The organism is Pseudoalteromonas peptidolytica (assembly GCF_012641745.1).
Classification (GTDB): domain Bacteria; phylum Pseudomonadota; class Gammaproteobacteria; order Enterobacterales; family Alteromonadaceae; genus Pseudoalteromonas; species Pseudoalteromonas peptidolytica.
Map to the genome: position 1 here is coordinate 26281 of NZ_WEHZ01000032.1, position 20954 is coordinate 47234.

Consider the following 20954-nt stretch of genomic DNA (forward strand, 5'->3'; position numbering starts at 1 on the left):
TTGAACCCCTTGGGTTGAATTAATTAAGGATGGTTAGTCCGTTAAGTGGTAACTGTTCTGCCAAAGACTCAAGGGTAGTACCATCAGGTAGTTTGAGTGTTGGCGCAATTTCTAATAATGGATAAACGACGAACTCTCGCTTCGTTAGGCCATAATGTGGCACAACCAGCCTCTCACTCGCAATGATTTCCTCATTGAAAAGCAGAATGTCCAAATCAAGAGTGCGTGGTCCCCAGCGTTCTGACTTTCGTACTCTCCCGTGTTCAAGTTCTATCTGTTGCAGAACATCTAATAATGCTTCGGCAGCTAAAGATGTTTCCAACTTAGCTACTGCATTAACATAGTCAGGCTGATCTTGAGGCCCCATAGGCTTGGAGCCATATAAACTAGAGTGATGAATAACAGATAAAGCAGGGTGAGAGGCGAGCACAGTTAGCGCTCGCTGTAGTTGTGTCATCGGTTCGGATAGGTTTGCGCCCAATCCAATGTACGCAGTATTCATTTAATCTTCTTTTGGTTTTCTTTTTGGTTTTCGTCGTGGGCGACGTTTTGGTTTGTTCTGACTACCTAAATTGCGCACCATCTCTTTTTGGCCATTGACATCGCTTTTAAGATATTCAGTCCACCATGTTGCAAGGTCAGATTGATCTTGTTCGCCACTTTCTACACGCAGTAACAAGAAGTCATAAGCGGCCTTGAATCTAGGCTGTAAACTTAAGCGATAGGCACGTTGACCCGCACGTTTATCCAAGCGTTGCTGAATATGCCAAATGTCGCGAGCACCCAAAGTAAATCGCTTGGGAACCGCAACATGCTTCGCGTTATCAGCAAGTATGTGATTGATAGCTTGCATAAACGCGTCGTATTCATTCATTCCATCTGCGGCTAAAGCATGGCTTTTCTCTAAAATTGGAAACCATAAAAGTGCTGCATAAATAAAAGCAGGGGTCACTTTTTTATTGGCGTTAATACGGCTGTCCGTATTGGCAAACATTTGTTGAATAAAGCGACGCTCAAATTCACTTTCCGGTCTTGCTAAAATTTTGTCGAGTGCAGGAAACAACTGAGAAAATAAGCCGTATTCACGCATTTGCAGAAAGTTCTCTTCTGCCTTGCCATTGAGAAATAACTTGAGTGTTTCTTCAAATAATCGTGCCGCGGGAATATGACCCAACAATGGTGCCAAGTCTTTGATCGGTGTGCGCGTTGGTGTTGCTATTTCCATTCCTAGCTTTGTAGCAAATCGAATAGCTCGGAGCATACGTACGGGATCTTCACGGTAGCGCGTTTCAGGATCGCCAATTAGCTCAATTTTGCGTGCCTTAATATCGCTAACACCACCGGCAAAGTCTCTTAATGTAAAATCATTAATAGAATAATAAAGCGCGTTAATGGTGAAATCACGACGCTCTGCATCTTCTTCTATGCTGCCGTAAACATTGTCACGTAAGAGCTGTCCATGTTCGCTTGCTTGGCTGGTAGTTGCACAAGAATCGTCGCTTTGGTGGTGACCACGCATCGTTGCCACTTCGATAATTTCACGGCCAAACACAATATGTGCAAGGCGGAAGCGGCGGCCAATTAAACGACAGTTACGAAATAATTTTTTAATTTGCTCTGGTGTCGCGTTCGTTACCACATCAAAGTCTTTAGGCTCTATTCCGAGCATAATGTCTCGGATACAGCCACCAACCAAATAGGCGTCGTAACCACCATCTTTTAATCGGTACAGTACCTTGATAGCATTAGGGCTAAATTGTTTACGAGATATACCATGCTCGCTGCGAGGAATAATCACAGGTGTCGGGCTGGTCTTTTTCACCGTCTCATCGCCTTTTCCAGTTACGAACTGGCGGCAAAAGTTTACAAGCTTGGAAATAATAACTCGTCTCCTGAGCAATCAAGTTTTCGATTTTAGTGGTTATAAAGCCCTGCTTTGGTGTTAAAACAGGTCATATTTAAGGCTCGCTATCATATACTCAAATGAGACTAAATTGAAGTACTTGAAAACAGCGGGCGAAAAGCAAATTCACCATTTTCTAATGAGTTTAGTTGAATTTCTTGTACTTTAGGGATGGAATTAAGGTTAAAAACATCGACAGCATGTTCTAGCAACGCGTCAATATTTTGATAGTCAGCCATTGAACCTACAGGTACATTCAAATACCGTAGCGCGGCATGGAGTGTCGGGAGTGGGTGATGAGTATCAATTGCAGGTGCATGATTTTGTTTTGATAATTTGAAGCCTGGAGCTGCTACAGCAAGTGGAAGATGTGCATACTCAGGTACAGACTGGTTTAGCTGTTGGAACAAACTAATTTGTCTAGCGGTAGGTGCTAAAAGGTCGGCTCCTCGTACGACATGACTGATCTGTTGTTCAATATCGTCCACAACAACCACTAGCTGATAAGCAAATAAACCATCTCGACGTTTAGTAATATAATCTTCATGGGCAATCGCATTGGGAATAACGACAGCACCTTGTATCTTGTCATTAAACTCGGTAACAGAAAAGCGCTGCTGTAAGCGCAGTGCATTGCCTTGCAGACTTAAATTCAGATCACGGCAATGATTATTATAAAATCCACCCATGGCTTTAATCTGTTTTCTGGTGCATTGGCACGCATAAACAAGCTCGTTGGATGTTAATTCATCAAGGTAAGACTGATATAAAGTGTGGCGCTGAGATTGATAGACAACCTCTTCATCCCAATAAAGGCCGTATGCTTCAAGAGTTGCCAATATATTTTCGGTAGCACCGGATACCACTCTTGGCGTGTCTATATCTTCAATACGAACGAGCCACTGACCACGATTGGCTTTTGCATCTAAGTAACTGCCTAACGCTGCGACTAAAGATCCGAAATGAAGCGGCCCAGAAGGCGAGGGAGCAAATCGACCGCGATAGCTCCCAGATTGCTTTAAGCTTGGGGACACAGAGCTGAGGTTATCCTCTGCCTTGTTGTTTTTCTTTAATTTCTGCGAGAGATTTACAATCTACGCATAAATCGGCAGTTGGTCGCGCTTCAAGGCGACGAATACCAATTTCAATACCGCATGATTCGCAAAAACCAAAGTCGTCATCTTCAATTAGCTGAAGTGTTTTCTCAATTTTCTTGATTAGCTTACGCTCGCGGTCGCGAGTACGCAGTTCAAGAGAAAACTCCTCTTCTTGCGCTGCACGGTCCACAGGATCAGGAAAGTTTGCCGCTTCATCTTGCATGTGTGTTTTAGTACGATCTACTTCGTTACGTAGATCGGCACGCCATGCTTCTAATATTGCTTTGAAATGAGCACGTTGTGCTTCATTCATGTATTCTTCGCCTGGCTTTTCTTGATAAGGTTCTACACCGGCTTGAGCCAATAACCCTAGTTTTTTCTGGTCTGGCATACCATTCTCCTAAATCCTTAATACATAACCCCAGCTTTCGCCGGCGGGTATAAATAGCAAAATCTTTACCCCTTAGCAAACACTTTTTTAGTGCGAATGTCAGCCTCTTTTTTCAAAGTTTAGCCTTTTTGGGGGAGAAAATTATCACGGCTATATGTGGGCGGCATGAAAAAAGTCAAGCGCAGTCAAAAGGAATTTCTTCAATTAATTGTACTTGGCGATCATCAACGTGTGCTCGGTAGGCGATAATTTCAACCCCATGAGAGATTGCTTCTTTTATTAATGCTGCGTACTTTTGGTCAATATGGGCTGCGGGTCTCACATTCTTAATGCCGGTATGTAGAGCCGCAAACAGTAGCACAGCACGATGGCCTTGTTGTTTTATTTGGATTAATTCTCTTAAATGCTTTTGGCCTCTTGCCGTTTCAGCATCGGGAAAAAAACCTTGCTGCTGCTCGAGTAGAGTTACAGACTTTACTTCAACGTAGCATAAGTGTGGAGGTTGTCCATTTTCATTGCTACTTAATAAAATATCAATGCGACTATTTTCAGCACCGTACTTTATTTCTGTTTGCAGCGTATCATAGCCGTTTAACTGCGTGATTATCCCGCGCTCTATTGCTTCAACGGCAACTTTGTTTGCCACGGCTGTGTTGACGCAAATAAAGTGACCCACTTGATCTTGGGTAAGCTCTAAGGAGTGCATATATTTTCGCTTGGGGTTGTCACTGGTTGAGTAATAGGCAGTAAAGCCAGAGTCAGCACAATTCGTCATTCTCCCCGTGTTGGCACAGTGCACGGTAAATTCCTCGCCATCAGCGGTACGTAGATCAACGAGAAAGCGCTTGTAGCGTTTTAATAAGGTGGCTTGCTGTAATTGGCTAGAAAAGTTCATTGGTCGCTTTCGGTTGGGTGAATTTAAGGGCTAGTGTACACTTAAGCACACGTATAAGCACAAGAGTGAAAAATAGAATGTCAGAGAAATTTATTGTACGACTGAGCGAAGCAGCAAAACCCGCATATTTATCAGCGGGTGCAGCCCTGTCGTTTGAAAAGGACGGTGCTTCAATTCATTTGCAACAAGATGAAACGCTAAAAAATATCCAAAAAGCGGCACGTAGTATCGCTCAGCAAGGAATTAAACAAGTACACCTTGAGGGTGAGTTGTGGTGCACTGAATCACAATGGGCATTTTATCAGGGGTTTGTCTCGCCTAAAGCACTAGATGGTGTGGTTTTTACCGATAATGATCAGTCAGATTTAAAAGAACTAGCTGCATTGCAGTCATCAGCCACTTGGATGCGCCAAATGATCAATGGCACTGCGGAAGATATTTACCCTGAGAGCCTGGCGGGTAAAGCGGCTGAGTTTATTCAGTCTCTTGCTCCTGAGCATGTGAGCTACCAGATCATTAAAGGTGATGCGCTATTAGAGCAGCAATGGATTGGTATTCATGAAGTTGGACGCGGTAGTGAGCGCCCTCCTGTATTGCTTGAACTGGACTATAATCCAACAGGGAATGACGAGGCACCAGTGAGTGCTGCGTTGGTTGGTAAAGGGATCACGTTTGATTCGGGCGGCTACTCAATTAAGCCAAGCGAAGGCATGCTTACAATGAAGTGCGATATGGGCGGTGCAGCTACCGTAACAGCAGGATTAGCTTTAGCTATCCAGCGAGGTTTTGACCGTCGAGTTAAGCTATTCTTATGCTGCGCTGAGAACCTTATTTCAGGTCACGCTTATAAATTAGGTGATATTCTTACATATAAAAATGGTACCACAGTTGAAATCGTGAATACTGATGCCGAGGGTCGTTTGGTACTTGCTGACGGCTTGATGGCTGCTGGTGAAACTGGCGCTGAACTTATCATTGATGCAGCTACGCTGACAGGGGCTGCATTAGTCGCCGTAGGCCAAGAGTACAACGCGCTTTTTGGACTTGATAAAGCATTAGTCAATGATGTACAGCAATACGCTAGCGAGGAGTTTGAGGCTGCATGGCCACTGCCGCTTGAAAAATGGCACCAAAATAATTGCCCATCACCATACGCTGATACTGCAAACAGTCGTGCACAAAAAGGTGGCGGCTTTGGAGGCGCATCTAATGCAGCTGGCTTCTTATCTCGTTTTGTTCCAAATGAAGGTCAAGGCTGGGTGCATATTGATCTTGCTGCTTCATTCCAGAATAGTGCTGGCGGTCAATGGTCTGCTGGTGCCACAACGCTTGGTATGAGAACGGTTGCAAGAACATTGCAAGAAAAAGCATAACGGCTTACCAACTGAGGCTGCTCCGCTCATGGAGCAACCTCATTATTTTCAAGACAGCAGTGCCGCAGCCAGACGAACAAAATCTGAAGATGTGAGTATGCCAACCAGCTTGTTTTGCTTATCTACCACCGGCATACAGCCATGTCGATTATCAACAAAAAAACGTACCACATCTTGTAGTGATTGATCCGGTTGCACACTTGCAAAATCTGTTGCCATAATATCCAAAACTTTAGTTTGCTTTTCTTTACGAGCTAGTGCATTTGCGCCATAGGTGGCCATAATTCCCATGACTTTGGCAATCATGATCTTTTGAGTCAGCATGCCTACCAAAGTACCGCTTTGGTCAATCACCGGAATATGACGAACATTTTTCTCTTTCATTAAGTTATGCGCATCTTGCAAGGTATTCTCAGCACTAACGGCGAATGGATCTGGTGTCATTAAATCAGCTACGGTTTGAGTCATTGGTTACTCCTTTTCACTACACAGTCTTACCATTGAGTGTAGCTTGATTCGACTTTAATGTACGGCATTGAGATCAAGTTTTGAACTATTTGTCGTGCCTTAGTTCTTATTAAAATAACAATAAAAAGGATAACCCGATGAAAAAGTTACTGATGTTAGTTACTGCTGCGAGTTTGCTTTGCAACTCAGTTTTTGCAGCCGAGCGAAGTGTGGAATATAGCGAAATTAATAAAATTCTAGATTTAATTGCCAACAAAGCGCAGTCGCAATATATCTTGTCTAAATTTACCGTAGAAGTGAAGCAGCCAGAGCTCAAACTAGAAGAGGTTAAACTTTGGCTCGAGCACGATGGTAAAGTCATTGCCAATGGCACCATAGATAAAGATGGCAATATCGATTTGCCTATTCTACCGCAGCCCCGCGCAGATGAAGTCAACTTAGTGATCAACCAAGAAAAAGACGCTGTTGCGATTATGGTTAATACCGATATAGCGCCGCTGACTAGACAGCAGGTTAAATATCGCGATTTGTTTATCCTTTTGGAGGATATGGACGCTTTTGTTGAGCTGATGGCAGGCAGTTTGTCTTGGCTTGCTCCTAATTTTGATGAACTGGAATTTACATTTTCTGAACCTGCATCAATTCAGTTTGTGGATGCAAAAGGTAAAACTCAACAGTTTATGACGGATGATGAGTTTAAGATCCAAATTCCTAACAAGAAAAAATGGATGCAGCAAAACCCATCCTTGCAATTTAGTGTTTTACCAAAACAGTTTGCGCCCATTGACTAGAGAAGAGGGCTTCTATGCCTGCTAGCGGGTAGGCATAACTTTTTCCATTAGGTAATTAGTTAGCACTTCGCCACGAACATTCACCTGCTGTTCTTTTATCACATCAAAACCAAAACGCTCGAAGAAAGGCTTAGCCGTTTTGCTAACATGGGAAAATAAGCGCGTTATGTTGGTTGTTCTGCTGTGTTCTAAAAGTGCGAGCATAAGTGCTTTCCCTATGCCTTGGCCTTGATGTTCTGCATGACAAAAAAAGTGATCAATCAGTCCGTTAGCTTGGATATCAGCAAAACCAACAATTTTACCCTTCAGCACGGCCACAAGGGGCTGATTACTCCTTAATCGGTCTTGCCAGCTCTCATCAGCTATGTCGCTATGTGCCCATGCTTTGACTTGGTTATCGGAGTAATGCTTGATAGTGACAGAGCGTATCGTGTCAAACATAAGCTTACGTAATACGGCTTCTTCGCCGCATTGAAACTGTCTGATGGTAATCATTGTTAGTCTTTATTCCTGAAGTCGTAATTGTCCGGAAATAGCATGTTGCTCAGCAGTTTCCGCCAGTCTTACGTATTTTTGTTCAACCAGTTGAGACACAGGAACTAATTCGATGTCAGTACTTTCAAGCTCAGCTAATTTGGTTGCAAGGAATGCAGCTGTTTCCTTGTATGGGTGTGCAATAATAATAACTTGTTGATGGCTTTCAAGTAATTTAAGCATCTTTTGCCACTGGGTATTAAGTGCAACAGCGGATACATCATTGTCCAAAAAGACTTGTCGAGCGATGTTTTTTACTCCATATAGGTTGGCTGCATACTGCGCCTGACTGTGGCTGGTGGTACGGCTATCTAAAAAGTATAGACTACGTTTTTTTAGTATTTCCATCGTCCATTTCATGGGAGCAATTTGTTCTGTTAATGCTGACCCCATGTGATTATTCACACCCTTTACTTGGGGCAGGGTAGATAATGCGTTACCAAGTGTCATTTGTAGCTGCCACTTTTCCATACCTACCGTTAAAGCGCCGGGCCCTAATGTCTTGTTAGGGTCTTTTGCCTGCATAGGAACATGAAGCATGAGTTCTCGCTGTTGACGGCTGGCGGCAAATGCAAATTGCTGAGAATAAGGCGTGTGAGGCAGAATCGAAAAAGTGATCCCACCTGGTAGAGAGAGTAATTCTAAATCACGTTGATGATTTCCAATATCATCAATCACAATAGCAAATTGTTTTGCTGGCACTGCGAATGTTATACAGGCCAGCATTAACCCGATAATTTTTATTAGCACACGATCTTATTGTTGTAGTTTACCGCCTTACTTAGCGGCTTTTCATTATTGTGATTGAACTAATGCAAACGCCTTTGGCCAATGTGATGCAAGTTGTTCAATGCCATTTTTTTTGATGGATTCTTCACCAGTGATTATAGCGCTTTTATCGAGCAGGGAAAGCGCTTGTTTGGTGAAATATACATCAGGCTCTACACCCGTGCCCTCTATTGATGTCCCTGTGGGCGTATAATATCTGGCTGTGGTTAATTTTAGTGCGGTGGTGCCATTTCCGATAGGGATAAGAGACTGCACTGAGCCCTTACCATATGAGCGCAACCCTACAACCAGTGCTCGTTTATTATCCTTTAGCGCAGCTGCCAATATTTCAGCAGCAGAGGCTGAGTTGTTGTTTATCAACACCACAATAGGGGCACCATTGAGTATGTCTCCTTGTCTTGCGAAGTAGGCTTGATTAGCATCGAAGAAGCGCCCTTTAGTTGTGACTATTGTGCCACTGTCCAGAAATAAATCTGATATTGCAACCGCGCTGTTTAAAGTTCCACCTGGGTTATCTCTTAAGTCAATGACGAGCTTTTTCAAGGCGTCACCATATTGCAACTGTAAGTAGTTTATTTGTCTTGCAACATCGTGGTACGTATGGTGATTAAAGCTATTTACACTCAAAAAACCGGTGCCATCTTTGAGTAGTTTACTGGCAACACTTTCGAGCACGATCTCTTGTCGTTTTAATGCGATATTGACTGCGCTTGAGCCTCTTAGTACCACCAACTGCAGCTGGTTTTTGTTAGCAGCTTTTAGTAGCGCGGAAACTTCGGCTATTGTCTTTCCGGTGACGTCAATGTTATTAATCAATGAGAGCTTATCGCCGCGCTCAATACCAGCTATCTCTGCCGGAGAATTAGGGAGCGTATCTACAATGGTTACATAATTCCCTTGTTCTTCTACTTCAATACCAAGCCCTGTATAGCGACCGTTTGCAGCGCTGAATATGGCTTCTAATTCTTCTGAATCTAAATATTTAGAGTAAGGATCTAGGTTGTCAAACAAACTGGAAAGGTTACTTTGGTTGTAACGGCTAAGTGGTAAATCCTCAACGTAATAGGTATGAATATGATAAAGGATCTCATCCATTTCTTGAGCGGAAAACTTTTTTGCAGGTGTTTGACTTAGCGCGCTAAAGCTTAGTAACAGTAAAATACCTAACAGTGCGACATAGCGTGCCGCAAGCGCATAGAAACGAGTTTGTCTATTCATGTGCTGCTCCTCATCAAGGTGCAGCACGGGTTAATCAGTTAACTGGATCTGCACCATTTTATCGGATCGACAGCGCTTCCTTTATGCCGTATCTCGAAGTATAGACCAGGATCTCTTTGTCCGCCGCTTTGTCCAACTAAAGCGATAACTTCGCCACTGCGAACTTGATCGCCAACATCAAACAACAGTGTTTGGGCATGACCGTACAGACTCATAAAGCCATGACCATGATCCAGTACCATGACCCAGCCAAAGCCATTTAACCAATCGGCGAATACGACTTGCCCTGGAGCGACACTGGTTATGTCTGCACCTTCTTTTGCTCCTATTAGTACGCCTTTCCAATTCATTCCAGCATGCTTACGTTGGCCAAATCGATGTTGAATACGCCCTTTCGCCGGTAGATGTAGCTTGCCTTTTAATTGCGCCAAGCCATCTAGTCGTATTTCGGCAGCTTGCTGAGCTTTAGCAAGCTCTGCTAACGTTTGGATCAAAGTTTGCTCATTTTCTTTGAGGTAGGCTATTGCTGAACGCGTTTCTTTGAGTTGATTGTGTAAGTCCGCAAGTTGACTCTGCCGTGCTTGTTTGGCTTTTCTCAGAGCTTCAAGGCGTTCTTTTTGATGACGTCTCAGCGCCTCAAGCTGGGACTGGCTGCGTGTGAGTTCGGCTTGGGTATTGGCTAAGGCTTGGCGAACGACTTTAAGCTGCTCTAACTGCTCAATTCTGGCTTTGTTTAAATAATCGTAGTAAGCAATCGTGCGCTCTAGCTTGGTTGCATGCTCTTGATTGAGTAACATTCTTGAGTAATCATGAGAGCCAGTCATGTAAGCGCTTTTTAACTGAGCTGCGAGCTGCTTTTCAAACTTGCTTTTATCACTTAAAAGAGCGTCTTTTTGTCGTTCTAATGTCGTTTGCTCTGTTTTATTTTCTTTAATACCGGCTTCAGTGAGCGAGATTGCTTTGGCACTTTTTGCTATATCAAGTTCAAACGCTTTGAGCTTAGCTTCTTGTGACTTAATTGTACTGCGCTGTTTTTCGAGCGCTTGTTGGCTGGCTTTAAGCTGCTGCTGTACTTCGCTTAAATCTTGCTTAGTGCGTGACTCATTGGCACTAACAGGAGCTATTAACATTAACAATGCTGCACTGAGTAGTGCAGCATAAGAGAGCGTCGTTTTTAACGGCATAAAAGTGAGCCGCTATTTTAAACGCATTATTGGAGTGCCCGTCATCTCGCTAGGCTGCTCCATGCCAAGTAAATGTAGCATTGTCGGCGCAACATCGCTTAGTGCTTTTCCTGCTTGTGGCTCTGCATCACGACCAACATAAATAAATGGTACTGGCTCGCTGGTGTGAGCGGTATGAGCTTGACCTGTCTTCGGGTTAAGCATTTGCTCTGCATTGCCGTGATCTGCTGTTATTAATGCTTCACCACCACTTTCTTTTAGCGCAGCAACCACACGGCCAATACATTTATCTACGGCTTCGCATGCTTTTACAGCAGCTTCGAATACACCAGAGTGCCCAACCATATCACCATTTGGATAGTTACAAATAATCACGTCGAATTCACCGCTATGAATAGCTGACACTAATTTATCAGTTAGCATTTCTGAATTCATCTCAGGCTGTAAGTCGTATGTGGCCACTTGTGGTGAAGGAATAAGTTCACGTTTTTCCCCTTCAAATAAGTCCTCACGACCACCGCTAAAGAAGAAGGTAACGTGAGCATATTTTTCTGTTTCTGAGATACGTAGCTGAGTTTTGTTGTGTTTAGCTAGCCATTCACCTAGGACATTGACCAAAGCTTCGGGCGCGAAAGCGATAGGTGCTTTAATGTCGGCAGCGTACTCCGTCATCATCACAAAAGCACTTAGATTTGGCGCTTTGCGTTTTTCAAAGCCATTAAAGTCAGCATCAACAAAAGCACGGGTCATCTGACGCGCTCGGTCAGCTCGGAAGTTCATAAAAATAACTATGTCACCATCATTGATAGTCGCGGCAGACTCACCTTCAGCAGCGATAATAGATGCTTTTACAAATTCATCATTTTCATCGCGTGCGTAGGCAGCTTGTAATGCTTCAACACCGTTTTGGTAGGTAAATTCAGCTTCACCACTGACCATTAGATTGTAGGCTAATTCAACGCGATCCCAGCGGTTGTCGCGATCCATTGCGTAGTAGCGACCAACAATAGAAGCGAGTCGACCACAGTTTAAAGACTGCATCAGGGCTTCTATCTTTTCGATTGACGCTTGTGCGCTGCGTGGCGGCGTATCACGGCCATCTAGAAAGGCATGTAGATATACAGTGGCTCCGCGCTCAGCGGCTAATTTTATCGCTGCAACAATATGGTCTTCGTGACTGTGAACACCACCTGGACTTAGAAGTCCCATTAGGTGAACCGCTTTGTCTTGAGCAACCGCTTTGTCGATATTCTCAACCAGTGCGGGGTTGTGTTCAAACTCACCATCATCAATTGCTTTGGTAATGCGAGTGAAGTCTTGATAAACCACACGTCCTGCACCTAGGTTTACGTGGCCAACTTCAGAGTTACCCATTTGGCCATCAGGTAGGCCGACATCAAGACCAGATCCAGAGATTAAGGTATGAGGAGCTGAGCGCCAGAGTTCGTCTAATACTGGGGTATTGGCTGCCAAAATAGCGTTACTTTCGCTTTCTTCGCGATAGCCCCAACCGTCTAAAATCATTAATACCAATGGCTTTTTCTTAGCTGTCATTTGCGCTCCTGAAATCCTGAATTAGGCACGATGTTGATGGCTCATAACTAGAAACCAGCAATAATATTGAAAAGTTATACTGCGGTACTTGATATAAGCTGCTCTGGTTGTTGACAGTAGAATACCTGTTTTTGTATGAATATTCAGCCCCACAGTGATGAATTATCAGCATACAAATTGATATTTGCGGATGTGAACAAGTCTGTTTTGTCGAGAATAAAGAGGGTATACTTGCTGCCACTTAATGATTTGAAAACTTTTGGTTGAAAAAATTAATGGAACAATACGTTGCGTTTTTAGGTAACCATCCGGTACTTAGCATTATTTGGATTGTGTTAGCCGCGATGCTACTGAACAGCTGGTTTAAGAGCAAATTCTCTAAAATCAGACAGATTAACCCTCAGCAGCTTACTTTGTTAGTAAATCGTCAAGAAGGTCAAGTGCTTGACATGCGAGCGGTAAAAGAATTTAACCAAGGCCATATTGCGGGAGCTGAACAAGTGAATGCTGAAAAGCTTAAGCAAAAAGATTTTGCTGGTCTTGAAAAACATAAATCGAAGCCCATTATATTAGTCTGTAATACGGGTATGACAGCATCCGCTGTGGCTGATAACATGCACAAAGCTGGATTCGAGCAAGTATTTGTATTATCCGGCGGTATTGGCGCATGGCAAAATGCGGGTTTACCAATCTCTAACGGAAAATAATCGAGGTATATGATGAGCCAAGTCGTGATCTACACCAAAGACTATTGCCCATTTTGCCACCGTGCAAAAGCGCTATTGGACGCTAAAGGCGTTATATACACGGAGTATGATATTGGTGCACAGCCTGAACTTCGTGATGAGATGATAGCAAAAGCGAATGGTGGACACACCGTGCCACAAATATTTATCGCTGAACGCCATATCGGCGGATGTGACGATATGATGGCGCTTGAAGCGCGAGGCGAGCTCGACAATTTATTGCAAGCATAATTGATTGAAGAGCGATAAGTTGCGTAACGTAATTTAAATAATGACTGTTAATGAATTAGCAGAAACACAACAGAATTTAGGAAATAATCATGGCAGAACAAAACCAAGCAGCAGAACAACAAGAAGGTGCACAGTTTAATATTCAACGCATCTACACTAAAGATGTGTCTTTTGAAACACCAAACTCGCCAGCTATCTTCCAAAAAGAGTGGACGCCAGAAGTTAAGCTAGACATGGACACTCGTTCTGCCAAGCTTGATGATAACGTATTCGAAGTTGTACTAGCATTGACAGTAACAGCAACAATTGGTGAAGAAACAGCATTCTTATGTGAAATTCAACAAGCTGGTATTTTCGCAATTGCTGACCTTGAAGAGATGCAAATGGCGCACATGCTAGGTGCTTTCTGCCCTAATATCCTATTCCCTTATGCGCGTGAAGCGGTAGCAAGCCTAGTTAACCGTGGTACTTTCCCACAGTTAAACCTTGCGCCAGTTAACTTTGACGCATTATTTGCTCAATATATGCAGCAACGTGCAGCACAAGCACAGCCTGAGCAAACTGCTGACGCATAATTGATGAGTACAGCAAAATCAGCTGTAACAGTATTAGGGGCGGGGTCTTATGGCACCGCCCTTGCTATTTGTTTTGCCCGAAATGGTCATCAAGTGACACTATGGGGACGCAATAGCGAACACGTTGAAGCGCTAGCAGCTGAGCGTAAAAACCAACGTTATCTTCCGGACATCCAGTTTCCAAACACGCTTGACCTTGAGGCTGATTTAGAAACAGCTGTTAAGTCTAGCGAGCGTATTTTGGTGGTTGTGCCAAGTCATGCGTTTGCAGACACGCTAAAGAAGATTAAACCTATGCTACTTGAAAATGCAAAAGTCGCGTGGGCAACCAAAGGGCTCGAACCAAATACCGGGCGACTGTTGCAAGAGGTTGCACTGGATGTGTTGGGTGACGATGTGCCGCTGGCGGTGCTAAGTGGGCCTACCTTTGCAAAAGAAATGGCTGCGGGATTACCCACTGCGATTTCCGTATCTTCTATTTGCGCAAAGTTCCGTGAAGAGCTTGCGGAGTTACTGCATTGCGGCCGCTCGTTTAGAGTGTATAGCAACGAAGACTTTATCGGTATCCAGCTTGGCGGAGCGGTCAAAAACGTTATCGCGATTGGCGCGGGTATGTCAGATGGTTTTGGTTTTGGTGCGAATGCCAGAACGGCGCTGATTACTCGAGGGCTTGCTGAACTTTGCCGTTTAGGGTGTGCGTTAGGGGCGCGTTCTGAAACCTTTATGGGTATGGCGGGGCTTGGTGATCTTATTCTTACTTGTACTGATAATCAGTCACGTAATCGCCGCTTTGGCCTTGCGCTTGGTACTGGGAAATCGGTAGATGAAGCTATGTCAAGTATAGGCCAAGTAGTTGAAGGCTACCGCAATACCAAAGAAGTTTACCTCCTAGCTAAGCGCACCGGTATCGAAATGCCTATTACTGAGCAAATTTATCAAGTCTTATATGAGCAAAAGGATGTGAAAGAGGCCGCAATGGCGCTACTTGGTCGCGAAAAACGAGCTGAGTGAGCTAAGTTGCCTGTGAAAGCCAAAGTCAATTAGACTTTGGCTTTTTAATCAATAAGTAGTAGATTGGATCTCTATTTGAATACTATAAAAAGGAAGATTTATGAAAATTCAATTATTGATAGGTATGTTAATCGTAGCCGCAAGCTGGACTGCAACGGCAAAGACAATATACGCCGACGTAAAGTCAACAGAGCTAAACCCATCTACAGAGACTGCTATCTGGCAAAAAGAAGCTGATAGTACACCTATATATCCAGCTGCATTAGCAAAGCGTAAGCTCGCAGGGTGTAGCGTATTTAAGGTTGTGATTGATGCTAATGGCAACACTGATGAGATTGAGCACGTTACTAGCGCCCCATCTAAAAAATTAGCTAAGCACGCTAAACGACTCATAAAAACTTGGCGATGGTCTGCTATTGATGCGCAGCGCCGCGGGCGGGAAGAAAAGTTGATGAGAATTGACTTTTGCATGGGCGGAGCGGATTTGGCAGATGCGCAAATGCGTTGTGAAGCGCAAGCAAAATTAAACTGTGAATAGGCAACAACCACAGTTCAATGTTTTAAAAATAATGGATTAGAGCACCCTTTATTTAAACCTCAGGTTAGTTAACTCGAGGTTAAGTCTATTTGGAGAGTATGAGCTTCACTCTCCAAATTTAATGTTAAAGCGACGCTTAAACCACAGCCCAAATGGGATCTCCATCACGCTAAACACCACAACAGTAAATACTACCCAGTTGCTGTCAAAAAACACCAAAGAAAATTCAATGTCTTTTCCATAAAATAGACTTCCAGAAACGATTAAAGAAGCCGACGTCACCAATAGATCTTGTTTGCCGATATTGGCAAAGGACTTATCTTGTAATTTTGGATAGACGAAAGCGTAAGCAATAAAAAGAAGGATAAAATTAAGCAGAATAAGCGTTAGCTCAGGTGACATATTAACCTCTGTACCCTGTATTATTTGGCACAAGATAACATACTTTCCTAATTTAATGCGCTAGCAGATAATTTGCTCCTTCAAATGGAGTTGGTATAACCTGAGCTTGGCATAACACCTAGCTAGCGAGATATAACGCTTTTGAGTATGGATATTTTAATTGACTCACTCACTTTCTATCCCAAGTTTAGGTCAAGTAAAATTGGTATTATCGGATACTGAACAGGTATAATGGACAATCCAACTTTTGAGGTGCACATGATCTCCAAGAATCAACAAAAACAACTACGTGCTTTAGGGCAAAAAAAATATCGCAAACAACATGGTCTGTATCTAGTACAGGGCGAAAAAAATGTGATTGAGTTAGTTGATGCAGGATTGGCCATCGAGCAGTTGTTTGCCACCAGTGAATTTTTGACAAAGTATGAAGCCAAGCTCGCCACTACTACCTGCGTGGAGGCTGAAGAGGAAGTGCTGACAAAAGTAAGCACTTTAGTGTCAAATAATGCAGCGATTGCGGTTGTGCCTATGCCATCGGTACAGGAGATTAATACTGATGGGCTGGTGCTGGCATTAGATGGAGTATCAGATCCCGGTAATCTCGGAACCATTATTCGCCTTGCTGATTGGTATGGATTGACGCAGCTTGTCGTGAGTGAAAATTGTGCTGATCAATTTAACCCCAAAGTTATCAGTGCTACGATGGGGTCATTTGTGCGGGTTAATGTAGTGAGAACCGATCTCGAGGCGTTTTTAAAACACTATCAAGGTGAATGCTATGGTGCGTTTCTTGGTGGCGAAAGTGTGCATCAGTGTCAATTTAGTCCCAATGCAGTATTAGTGATGGGCAGCGAATCTCATGGTATTAGCGACCCTATTGCGGCTTGCATCAATAAAAAAGTGACGATCCCTGCGTTTGGCGGTGCTGAGTCATTAAATGTGGCAATGGCTACCGGTATTATTCTTGATAATATTAAACGCTGCCATGCTTAAGCTACAGCCGTTAGCAACGAATTGTGCTTTTATTAAAAATAACAAACATTAATACGAATAAGCTATGCGACTGAGCAGCATCAAACTGGCAGGCTTTAAATCCTTTGTTGAGCCAACCAAGATCCCATTTCCTGATCAGATGACATGTGTCGTTGGGCCTAATGGTTGTGGCAAATCTAATGTAATTGACGCTGTACGCTGGGTGCTTGGTGAAAGCTCAGCCAAAAACCTTCGTGGCGATGCCATGACAGACGTTATTTTTAACGGTTCCACTAAACGTAAGCCGATTTCACAAGCTTCAGTTGAGCTCATCTTTGATAATACTCAAGGCCGGTTACCTGGTACTTTCGCAGATCGTAATCAAATTGCTATCAAGCGTTTAGTTACCCGAGACGGTCAATCCCTTTACTTTTTAAATGGTAGTAAGTGTCGCAAGCGTGATATTACCGATATTTTTCTTGGTACAGGGCTTGGCCCTAGAAGCTACGCTATTATTGAACAGGGTATGATCTCGCGGCTTATTGAGAGCAAACCTCAGGAACTTAGAGTCTTTTTAGAAGAGGCTGCGGGTATTTCAAAATACAAAGAGCGCCGCCGAGAAACACAAACTCGAATTAAAAGTACTCGTGAAAATATGGAACGTTTACTCGATGTTAGGAAGGAGCTACAAGGCCAGTTAGATAAGCTCTCACTTCAAGCTCAACAGGCCAGTGAATACAAATCATTTAAATCTCAAGAGCGTGATCTTAAATCGTGGATAGCGGTGTTAAAGTGGCAGTCGTTGGAGCAGAAGCAAGCGGAAAAAGCGAACGAAATAGCTAAATTAAATGAAAAGTTAGCATTTTTAAATGAGGCTCACAGTGGTCATGACTCTGTGCTAGCAACACTGGAACATGAAATTACCCACCTAAATGATGGCTATGAGCAAGCGCAACATAGTGTTCACCGTATTGAAACTCAGTTAGCAACGCTTGAGCAACAGAAAGTCAATCTAACAGATAAAAAGCGTCTGCTAATTGAGCAGTCTCAAATACTGAAATCACAACAGCAAGAAGTAATTGAGGCGCAAGACGAGCAAGCCGAGTATGTGGCGAGCCGCGCTGAAAAAGTCGATGCAGTTTCTGAACGACTTGAGATTGCACTATTGCAATTGGATGAACTCCAGCTCACAAACGAGCAAAGTGACGCCGAGCAAACTCAATTAGATAAGCAGTATAGTGATGCACAGAAACAGTATCAACAAATACATGCTCAGGTACAGCAAGGAGCAAGTCAATTAACGCAACAACTGCAAGCTAAACTGCATATAGACAAGCGTCAGGCTGAACTGCTGGAACAGGCCGAAGCGCATCACGCCTCTATGTTGGAAAATGACTTGGCTGACGCTCAGGATGCACATCATCAGCTGGTTCAAGCGATGGCTAAATTACAAAGCCAAGCTGGTATGTTGCAAGGTCAAGAACAAACCAATAAAGGAGAAATCTTACAGGCACAGACTCATGCCCAAAAAGCGCTTCAGGCCTTACAAGAAGTGCAATCTGAAATAAAAGCGTTATCACGCTGGGCAGAGGAAACGTCGGAGGCTTCTGCTGCGACTATGTTATCGCAGCTTGTTGTTGAGTCAGGGTATGAAGAATGCGTTGAAGCGGCATTGCTTGGGTTGACGCATTTAGTCGTTGAGCAAAACGAAATAAATACGTTATGGCCCATCGAACTCGAAGTTCCCGTTGATTCCGTCGCGACAAAAATAAGCTCAGGGCTGTTCCCCAGCTTTTTAACTAAAATAAAATTATGTGCTGAATCTACAGATTTTAAATCGTGTGAACAATTCCTTCTCGGCGTGACGGTCAATGGCATTATTGTAGGTGATAACTTTAAGGCAAAGGCGAAAAGCAATGAAGAGAGTGGCGCATTAAAACGCTATGCCCAATTGCAGTCATGCCATACTCAACTTCCTCATTTGCAACAACTCGCTGAAGAGGCCGAGCAGGTTGTAGCACAAAAACGTATTGCCCTTGAAGACACACAAGCTGACTTATTAGAAACACAGCAATGCGTTCACGAAAAAGCACAAGCAATCGCCAGCCATAAAACCAAAATTGAAATGCTGGATGAGAATCTGAGCGCTTGGCGTGAGCAAGGACAAAAAATTCAAGAACAGCTTGATGTTATTGCTCAAGAGCGAGCCGAGGCCATCGCACAACTTGAACTTGATACGGAACAGCAATTACAACGTGATGAGTTGCTAGCGCAAGCACAAGAAATACAACAACTAGCCGAGGCCAAGTTGACTGAGTTTAAACAACATAGTCAATCTCGACGCGCCGCATTACAAGAGGCGCAGCAATTAGTTCATACCACTACGCTTGCATCACAGCAAGTTGACAGTGAATTACAGCTTAGTAAATCTAAGCTAGAGCATTTAGCGCATCGTCATGATGAAATAACCTTGCGTATCGAGCAGGCGCAAGAAGATATTTTACTTTGTGATGAGCCGCTTGCTGAGGTCAGTGAGGAGATTGAGTCCTTATTGGTAAAACACCTAGAAGCGAAAGCACAAAAACAAACGATGCTTGATGCGCTTAAGCAAGCAAAAGAAAATTTAAGTCAAAAGAAAGCGGTATTAAAAGACGCTGGAGGGGAAGTTAATAAACTTAATGGAACCTTGCAGCAGCTAAAGCTAGATGAACAAAGCCTTATGCTAAAAGCGCAAGCTGCACTTGAGCCTTTGGAAGCGCTGGGTCGTACTTTAAAAACAGAGTTAGAGCAGCTACCACAAGATGCTAATCTTGGGCATTACCAAGCTAATTTGAGTCAAGTGAGTAATAAGCTGAGTAAATTAGGTGCGGTAAATCTAGCGGCAATCGAAGAATTTGAAGAGGCGAGTGCACGTAAATTGTATCTTGATACGCAACTAGATGATTTGAGCAATGCCCTCGCCACGTTAGAATCGGTAATTAGAAAAATAGATAAAGAGACCAAAACTCGCTTTAGTGCGACCTTCAACCAAGTAAATGAAGACTTAGCTGAGTTGTTTCCTAAGGTATTTGGCGGAGGCAGTGCATACCTTGAACTCACTAGTGATGATCTGCTTGAAAGTGGTGTTTCTATCATGGCAAGACCGCCAGGTAAGAAAAACTCGACAATTCATCTGTTAAGTGGTGGAGAAAAAGCGCTGACCGCATTATCATTGGTATTTTCAATATTTAGGCTGAATCCAGCCCCTTTTTGTATGCTGGATGAGGTAGATGCGCCGCTTGATGATGCAAACGTAGGACGATTTTGTCGTTTGGTTGAAGAAATGTCGCAAACGGTACAATTTATTTATATCAGTCATAACAAAGTCGCCATGGAAATGGCGGGTAGACTGACGGGGGTGACCATGGCTGAACCTGGGGTATCGCGTATGGTTGCCGTAGATATAGAACAAGCAGTGCAAATGGCACAGGCATAACAACAAAAAGGTGAGCAATGGCCACAGAGTTAAGATGGGCATTAATCGTGATCAGTGCATTGGTCATAGGCGGGTTACTCATTCATGGGCTTTGGTCTGTTCGAAAGAAGGGCAGTGAAAAGCAGTCATCGGAGGTATCTCAAGAACCCAAAACGCAAAACTCCGACAAAGAGCCAGACGAGCCTGAAATTGGTGAAATGACCTTCAGTGCGGTGGATGAAGAGCCTGTTGCTGATGGCGTCTTAGAGTCTGGAAGCGAAGGTAATTCAGCTGAGGCTGACGCCGACGAGCGCGATCTGCAAGACAATGAAGCAAGCGATGCAGTGCTAGAACCGCAGGATTTCATCATTTTGCATGTAGAAATGCCTGAGGGATTAAGTATGGCTGGATCAAAATTATTACCAACTGTCTTAAGTCTTGGTTTTAAATACTCAGATGAAGGCTTTTTTAACCGTCACCTAGAGCCATCTGGTAATGGTCCTGTGTTATTTCGCTTGGTGAATATGTTTAACCCCGGCACATTTGATATCGATAACATGGAACAATTTAACACCGGTGGGATCAGCCTATTTATGACTTTACCTTGTGAAGGTGATAATTTGGCTGCATTTAATATGCTGCATAGCGCATCGAAAAAGCTTGCTGAAGAGTTTGGTGCAACTGTGCTAGATAAAGACCGTCAGCCTTTAACAGTTGAAGCTGTGCGCGGTTATGTTGAAAAAGTGCGTGAATTCGCAGCTTAACTTCTCCTAGAAAAATACTAAGCCACTGGCATTTGCTGGTGGCTTTTTACGTTTAGAGGTCTAA

22 protein-coding genes are annotated in these 20954 nt (G+C 43.5%); 10 read left to right on the plus strand and 12 right to left on the minus strand.

Annotated features, from left to right (window positions below):
• Positions 1–19 precede the first annotated feature (19 nt).
• From folK to sfsA, 5 genes are all read right to left on the minus strand, one after another.
• Positions 20–502 carry a 2-amino-4-hydroxy-6-hydroxymethyldihydropteridine diphosphokinase gene (gene folK / locus F9Y84_RS17700; RefSeq protein WP_128730534.1) on the minus strand — a complete coding sequence of 161 codons (483 nt, stop codon included), beginning with the start codon at positions 500–502 and terminating at the stop codon, positions 20–22.
• Entirely contained in the window at positions 503–1822 is a 1320-nt protein-coding gene (pcnB, locus tag F9Y84_RS17705; protein WP_176033803.1) for a polynucleotide adenylyltransferase PcnB, read from the minus strand.
• Between the two features lie 167 nt (positions 1823–1989).
• On the minus strand, positions 1990–2937 hold the full coding sequence (gene gluQRS, locus F9Y84_RS17710; protein ID WP_147390166.1) for a tRNA glutamyl-Q(34) synthetase GluQRS: 948 nt from the start codon (positions 2935–2937) through the stop codon (positions 1990–1992).
• A 10-nt stretch (positions 2938–2947) separates the two neighbouring features.
• Positions 2948–3391: an RNA polymerase-binding protein DksA gene (dksA, locus tag F9Y84_RS17715; RefSeq protein WP_017216564.1), complete on the minus strand. Its 444-nt coding sequence runs from the start codon at positions 3389–3391 to the stop codon at positions 2948–2950.
• A 175-nt stretch (positions 3392–3566) separates the two neighbouring features.
• On the minus strand, positions 3567–4286 hold the full coding sequence (sfsA, locus tag F9Y84_RS17720) for a DNA/RNA nuclease SfsA (RefSeq protein WP_147390165.1): 720 nt from the start codon (positions 4284–4286) through the stop codon (positions 3567–3569).
• Positions 4287–4363: 77 nt separating this feature from the next.
• Between sfsA and pepB the strand changes: the two genes are divergently transcribed.
• A complete protein-coding gene (gene pepB / locus F9Y84_RS17725) occupies positions 4364–5659 on the plus strand; it encodes an aminopeptidase PepB (RefSeq protein ID WP_147390164.1) in 1296 nt (431 codons plus the stop codon).
• Positions 5660–5707: 48 nt separating this feature from the next.
• Here the strand turns inward: pepB and F9Y84_RS17730 are convergent, their stop codons facing one another.
• The gene (locus F9Y84_RS17730) at positions 5708–6127 is read right to left on the minus strand and encodes a CBS domain-containing protein (RefSeq protein ID WP_125253319.1); all 420 of its coding nucleotides are present in this window, start codon (positions 6125–6127) and stop codon (positions 5708–5710) included.
• Positions 6128–6264: 137 nt separating this feature from the next.
• Here F9Y84_RS17730 and F9Y84_RS17735 point away from each other — a divergent pair, with 137 nt between their 5' ends.
• Entirely contained in the window at positions 6265–6918 is a 654-nt protein-coding gene (locus F9Y84_RS17735; RefSeq protein WP_147390163.1) for a DUF2987 domain-containing protein, read from the plus strand.
• A 21-nt stretch (positions 6919–6939) separates the two neighbouring features.
• Here the strand turns inward: F9Y84_RS17735 and F9Y84_RS17740 are convergent, their stop codons facing one another.
• The 5 genes from F9Y84_RS17740 to gpmM form a co-directional block, all read right to left on the minus strand.
• Positions 6940–7413: a GNAT family N-acetyltransferase gene (locus tag F9Y84_RS17740; RefSeq protein WP_147390162.1), complete on the minus strand. Its 474-nt coding sequence runs from the start codon at positions 7411–7413 to the stop codon at positions 6940–6942.
• 9 nt (positions 7414–7422) lie between these two features.
• On the minus strand, positions 7423–8166 hold the full coding sequence (locus tag F9Y84_RS17745; protein ID WP_147390170.1) for a divergent polysaccharide deacetylase family protein: 744 nt from the start codon (positions 8164–8166) through the stop codon (positions 7423–7425).
• 81 nt (positions 8167–8247) lie between these two features.
• Entirely contained in the window at positions 8248–9459 is a 1212-nt protein-coding gene (locus F9Y84_RS17750) for a S41 family peptidase (protein ID WP_147390161.1), read from the minus strand.
• A gap of 38 nt (positions 9460–9497) precedes the next feature.
• Complete coding sequence (locus F9Y84_RS17755) at positions 9498–10643, minus strand: murein hydrolase activator EnvC family protein (protein ID WP_147390160.1); 1146 nt, start codon at positions 10641–10643, stop codon at positions 9498–9500.
• Between the two features lie 12 nt (positions 10644–10655).
• Positions 10656–12197 (minus strand): 2,3-bisphosphoglycerate-independent phosphoglycerate mutase, encoded by a 1542-nt coding sequence (gene gpmM, locus F9Y84_RS17760; protein ID WP_147390159.1) that lies wholly within the window; start codon positions 12195–12197, stop codon positions 10656–10658.
• A gap of 275 nt (positions 12198–12472) precedes the next feature.
• Here gpmM and F9Y84_RS17765 point away from each other — a divergent pair, with 275 nt between their 5' ends.
• The 5 genes from F9Y84_RS17765 to F9Y84_RS17785 all read left to right on the plus strand — a co-directional run bounded on the left by F9Y84_RS17765 (position 12473) and on the right by F9Y84_RS17785 (position 15298).
• Positions 12473–12904, plus strand: a complete 432-nt coding sequence (locus F9Y84_RS17765) for a rhodanese-like domain-containing protein (RefSeq protein WP_125253314.1) — start codon at positions 12473–12475, stop codon at positions 12902–12904.
• Between the two features lie 12 nt (positions 12905–12916).
• Complete coding sequence (gene grxC / locus F9Y84_RS17770; RefSeq protein ID WP_167508272.1) at positions 12917–13174, plus strand: glutaredoxin 3; 258 nt, start codon at positions 12917–12919, stop codon at positions 13172–13174.
• Between the two features lie 89 nt (positions 13175–13263).
• Entirely contained in the window at positions 13264–13749 is a 486-nt protein-coding gene (gene secB / locus F9Y84_RS17775; RefSeq protein ID WP_125253312.1) for a protein-export chaperone SecB, read from the plus strand.
• A 3-nt stretch (positions 13750–13752) separates the two neighbouring features.
• Positions 13753–14760, plus strand: a complete 1008-nt coding sequence (gpsA, locus tag F9Y84_RS17780) for an NAD(P)H-dependent glycerol-3-phosphate dehydrogenase (protein ID WP_125253311.1) — start codon at positions 13753–13755, stop codon at positions 14758–14760.
• A 100-nt stretch (positions 14761–14860) separates the two neighbouring features.
• Positions 14861–15298 (plus strand): energy transducer TonB, encoded by a 438-nt coding sequence (locus F9Y84_RS17785; protein ID WP_125253310.1) that lies wholly within the window; start codon positions 14861–14863, stop codon positions 15296–15298.
• Between the two features lie 105 nt (positions 15299–15403).
• Here the strand turns inward: F9Y84_RS17785 and F9Y84_RS17790 are convergent, their stop codons facing one another.
• Entirely contained in the window at positions 15404–15700 is a 297-nt protein-coding gene (locus F9Y84_RS17790; protein WP_147390158.1) for a hypothetical protein, read from the minus strand.
• A gap of 258 nt (positions 15701–15958) precedes the next feature.
• Between F9Y84_RS17790 and F9Y84_RS17795 the strand changes: the two genes are divergently transcribed.
• The 3 genes from F9Y84_RS17795 to zipA all read left to right on the plus strand — a co-directional run bounded on the left by F9Y84_RS17795 (position 15959) and on the right by zipA (position 20890).
• On the plus strand, positions 15959–16693 hold the full coding sequence (locus F9Y84_RS17795; RefSeq protein ID WP_185745607.1) for a TrmH family RNA methyltransferase: 735 nt from the start codon (positions 15959–15961) through the stop codon (positions 16691–16693).
• Between the two features lie 64 nt (positions 16694–16757).
• On the plus strand, positions 16758–20147 hold the full coding sequence (locus F9Y84_RS17800) for an AAA family ATPase (protein ID WP_147390157.1): 3390 nt from the start codon (positions 16758–16760) through the stop codon (positions 20145–20147).
• Between the two features lie 17 nt (positions 20148–20164).
• A complete protein-coding gene (zipA, locus tag F9Y84_RS17805; RefSeq protein ID WP_147390156.1) occupies positions 20165–20890 on the plus strand; it encodes a cell division protein ZipA in 726 nt (241 codons plus the stop codon).
• Positions 20891–20954: the final 64 nt, after the last annotated feature.

Excerpts from the sequence above, each read along its gene's own strand:
- zipA (WP_147390156.1), top strand. The coding sequence starts at position 20,165 with ATGGCCACAGAGTTAAGATGGGCATTAATCGTGATCAGTGCATTGGTC.
- pepB (WP_147390164.1), top strand. The coding sequence starts at position 4,364 with ATGTCAGAGAAATTTATTGTACGACTGAGCGAAGCAGCAAAACCCGCA.
- gpmM (WP_147390159.1), bottom strand. The coding sequence starts at position 12,197 with ATGACAGCTAAGAAAAAGCCATTGGTATTAATGATTTTAGACGGTTGG.
- F9Y84_RS17790 (WP_147390158.1), bottom strand. The coding sequence starts at position 15,700 with ATGTCACCTGAGCTAACGCTTATTCTGCTTAATTTTATCCTTCTTTTT.
- gpsA (WP_125253311.1), top strand. The coding sequence starts at position 13,753 with ATGAGTACAGCAAAATCAGCTGTAACAGTATTAGGGGCGGGGTCTTAT.
- F9Y84_RS17800 (WP_147390157.1), top strand. The coding sequence starts at position 16,758 with ATGCGACTGAGCAGCATCAAACTGGCAGGCTTTAAATCCTTTGTTGAG.
- F9Y84_RS17740 (WP_147390162.1), bottom strand. The coding sequence starts at position 7,413 with ATGATTACCATCAGACAGTTTCAATGCGGCGAAGAAGCCGTATTACGT.
- sfsA (WP_147390165.1), bottom strand. The coding sequence starts at position 4,286 with ATGAACTTTTCTAGCCAATTACAGCAAGCCACCTTATTAAAACGCTAC.
- F9Y84_RS17795 (WP_185745607.1), top strand. The coding sequence starts at position 15,959 with ATGATCTCCAAGAATCAACAAAAACAACTACGTGCTTTAGGGCAAAAA.
- secB (WP_125253312.1), top strand. The coding sequence starts at position 13,264 with ATGGCAGAACAAAACCAAGCAGCAGAACAACAAGAAGGTGCACAGTTT.
- F9Y84_RS17750 (WP_147390161.1), bottom strand. The coding sequence starts at position 9,459 with ATGAATAGACAAACTCGTTTCTATGCGCTTGCGGCACGCTATGTCGCA.
- F9Y84_RS17735 (WP_147390163.1), top strand. The coding sequence starts at position 6,265 with ATGAAAAAGTTACTGATGTTAGTTACTGCTGCGAGTTTGCTTTGCAAC.
- F9Y84_RS17785 (WP_125253310.1), top strand. The coding sequence starts at position 14,861 with ATGAAAATTCAATTATTGATAGGTATGTTAATCGTAGCCGCAAGCTGG.
- dksA (WP_017216564.1), bottom strand. The coding sequence starts at position 3,391 with ATGCCAGACCAGAAAAAACTAGGGTTATTGGCTCAAGCCGGTGTAGAA.
- F9Y84_RS17765 (WP_125253314.1), top strand. The coding sequence starts at position 12,473 with ATGGAACAATACGTTGCGTTTTTAGGTAACCATCCGGTACTTAGCATT.
- folK (WP_128730534.1), bottom strand. The coding sequence starts at position 502 with ATGAATACTGCGTACATTGGATTGGGCGCAAACCTATCCGAACCGATG.
- F9Y84_RS17755 (WP_147390160.1), bottom strand. The coding sequence starts at position 10,643 with ATGCCGTTAAAAACGACGCTCTCTTATGCTGCACTACTCAGTGCAGCA.
- F9Y84_RS17730 (WP_125253319.1), bottom strand. The coding sequence starts at position 6,127 with ATGACTCAAACCGTAGCTGATTTAATGACACCAGATCCATTCGCCGTT.
- grxC (WP_167508272.1), top strand. The coding sequence starts at position 12,917 with ATGAGCCAAGTCGTGATCTACACCAAAGACTATTGCCCATTTTGCCAC.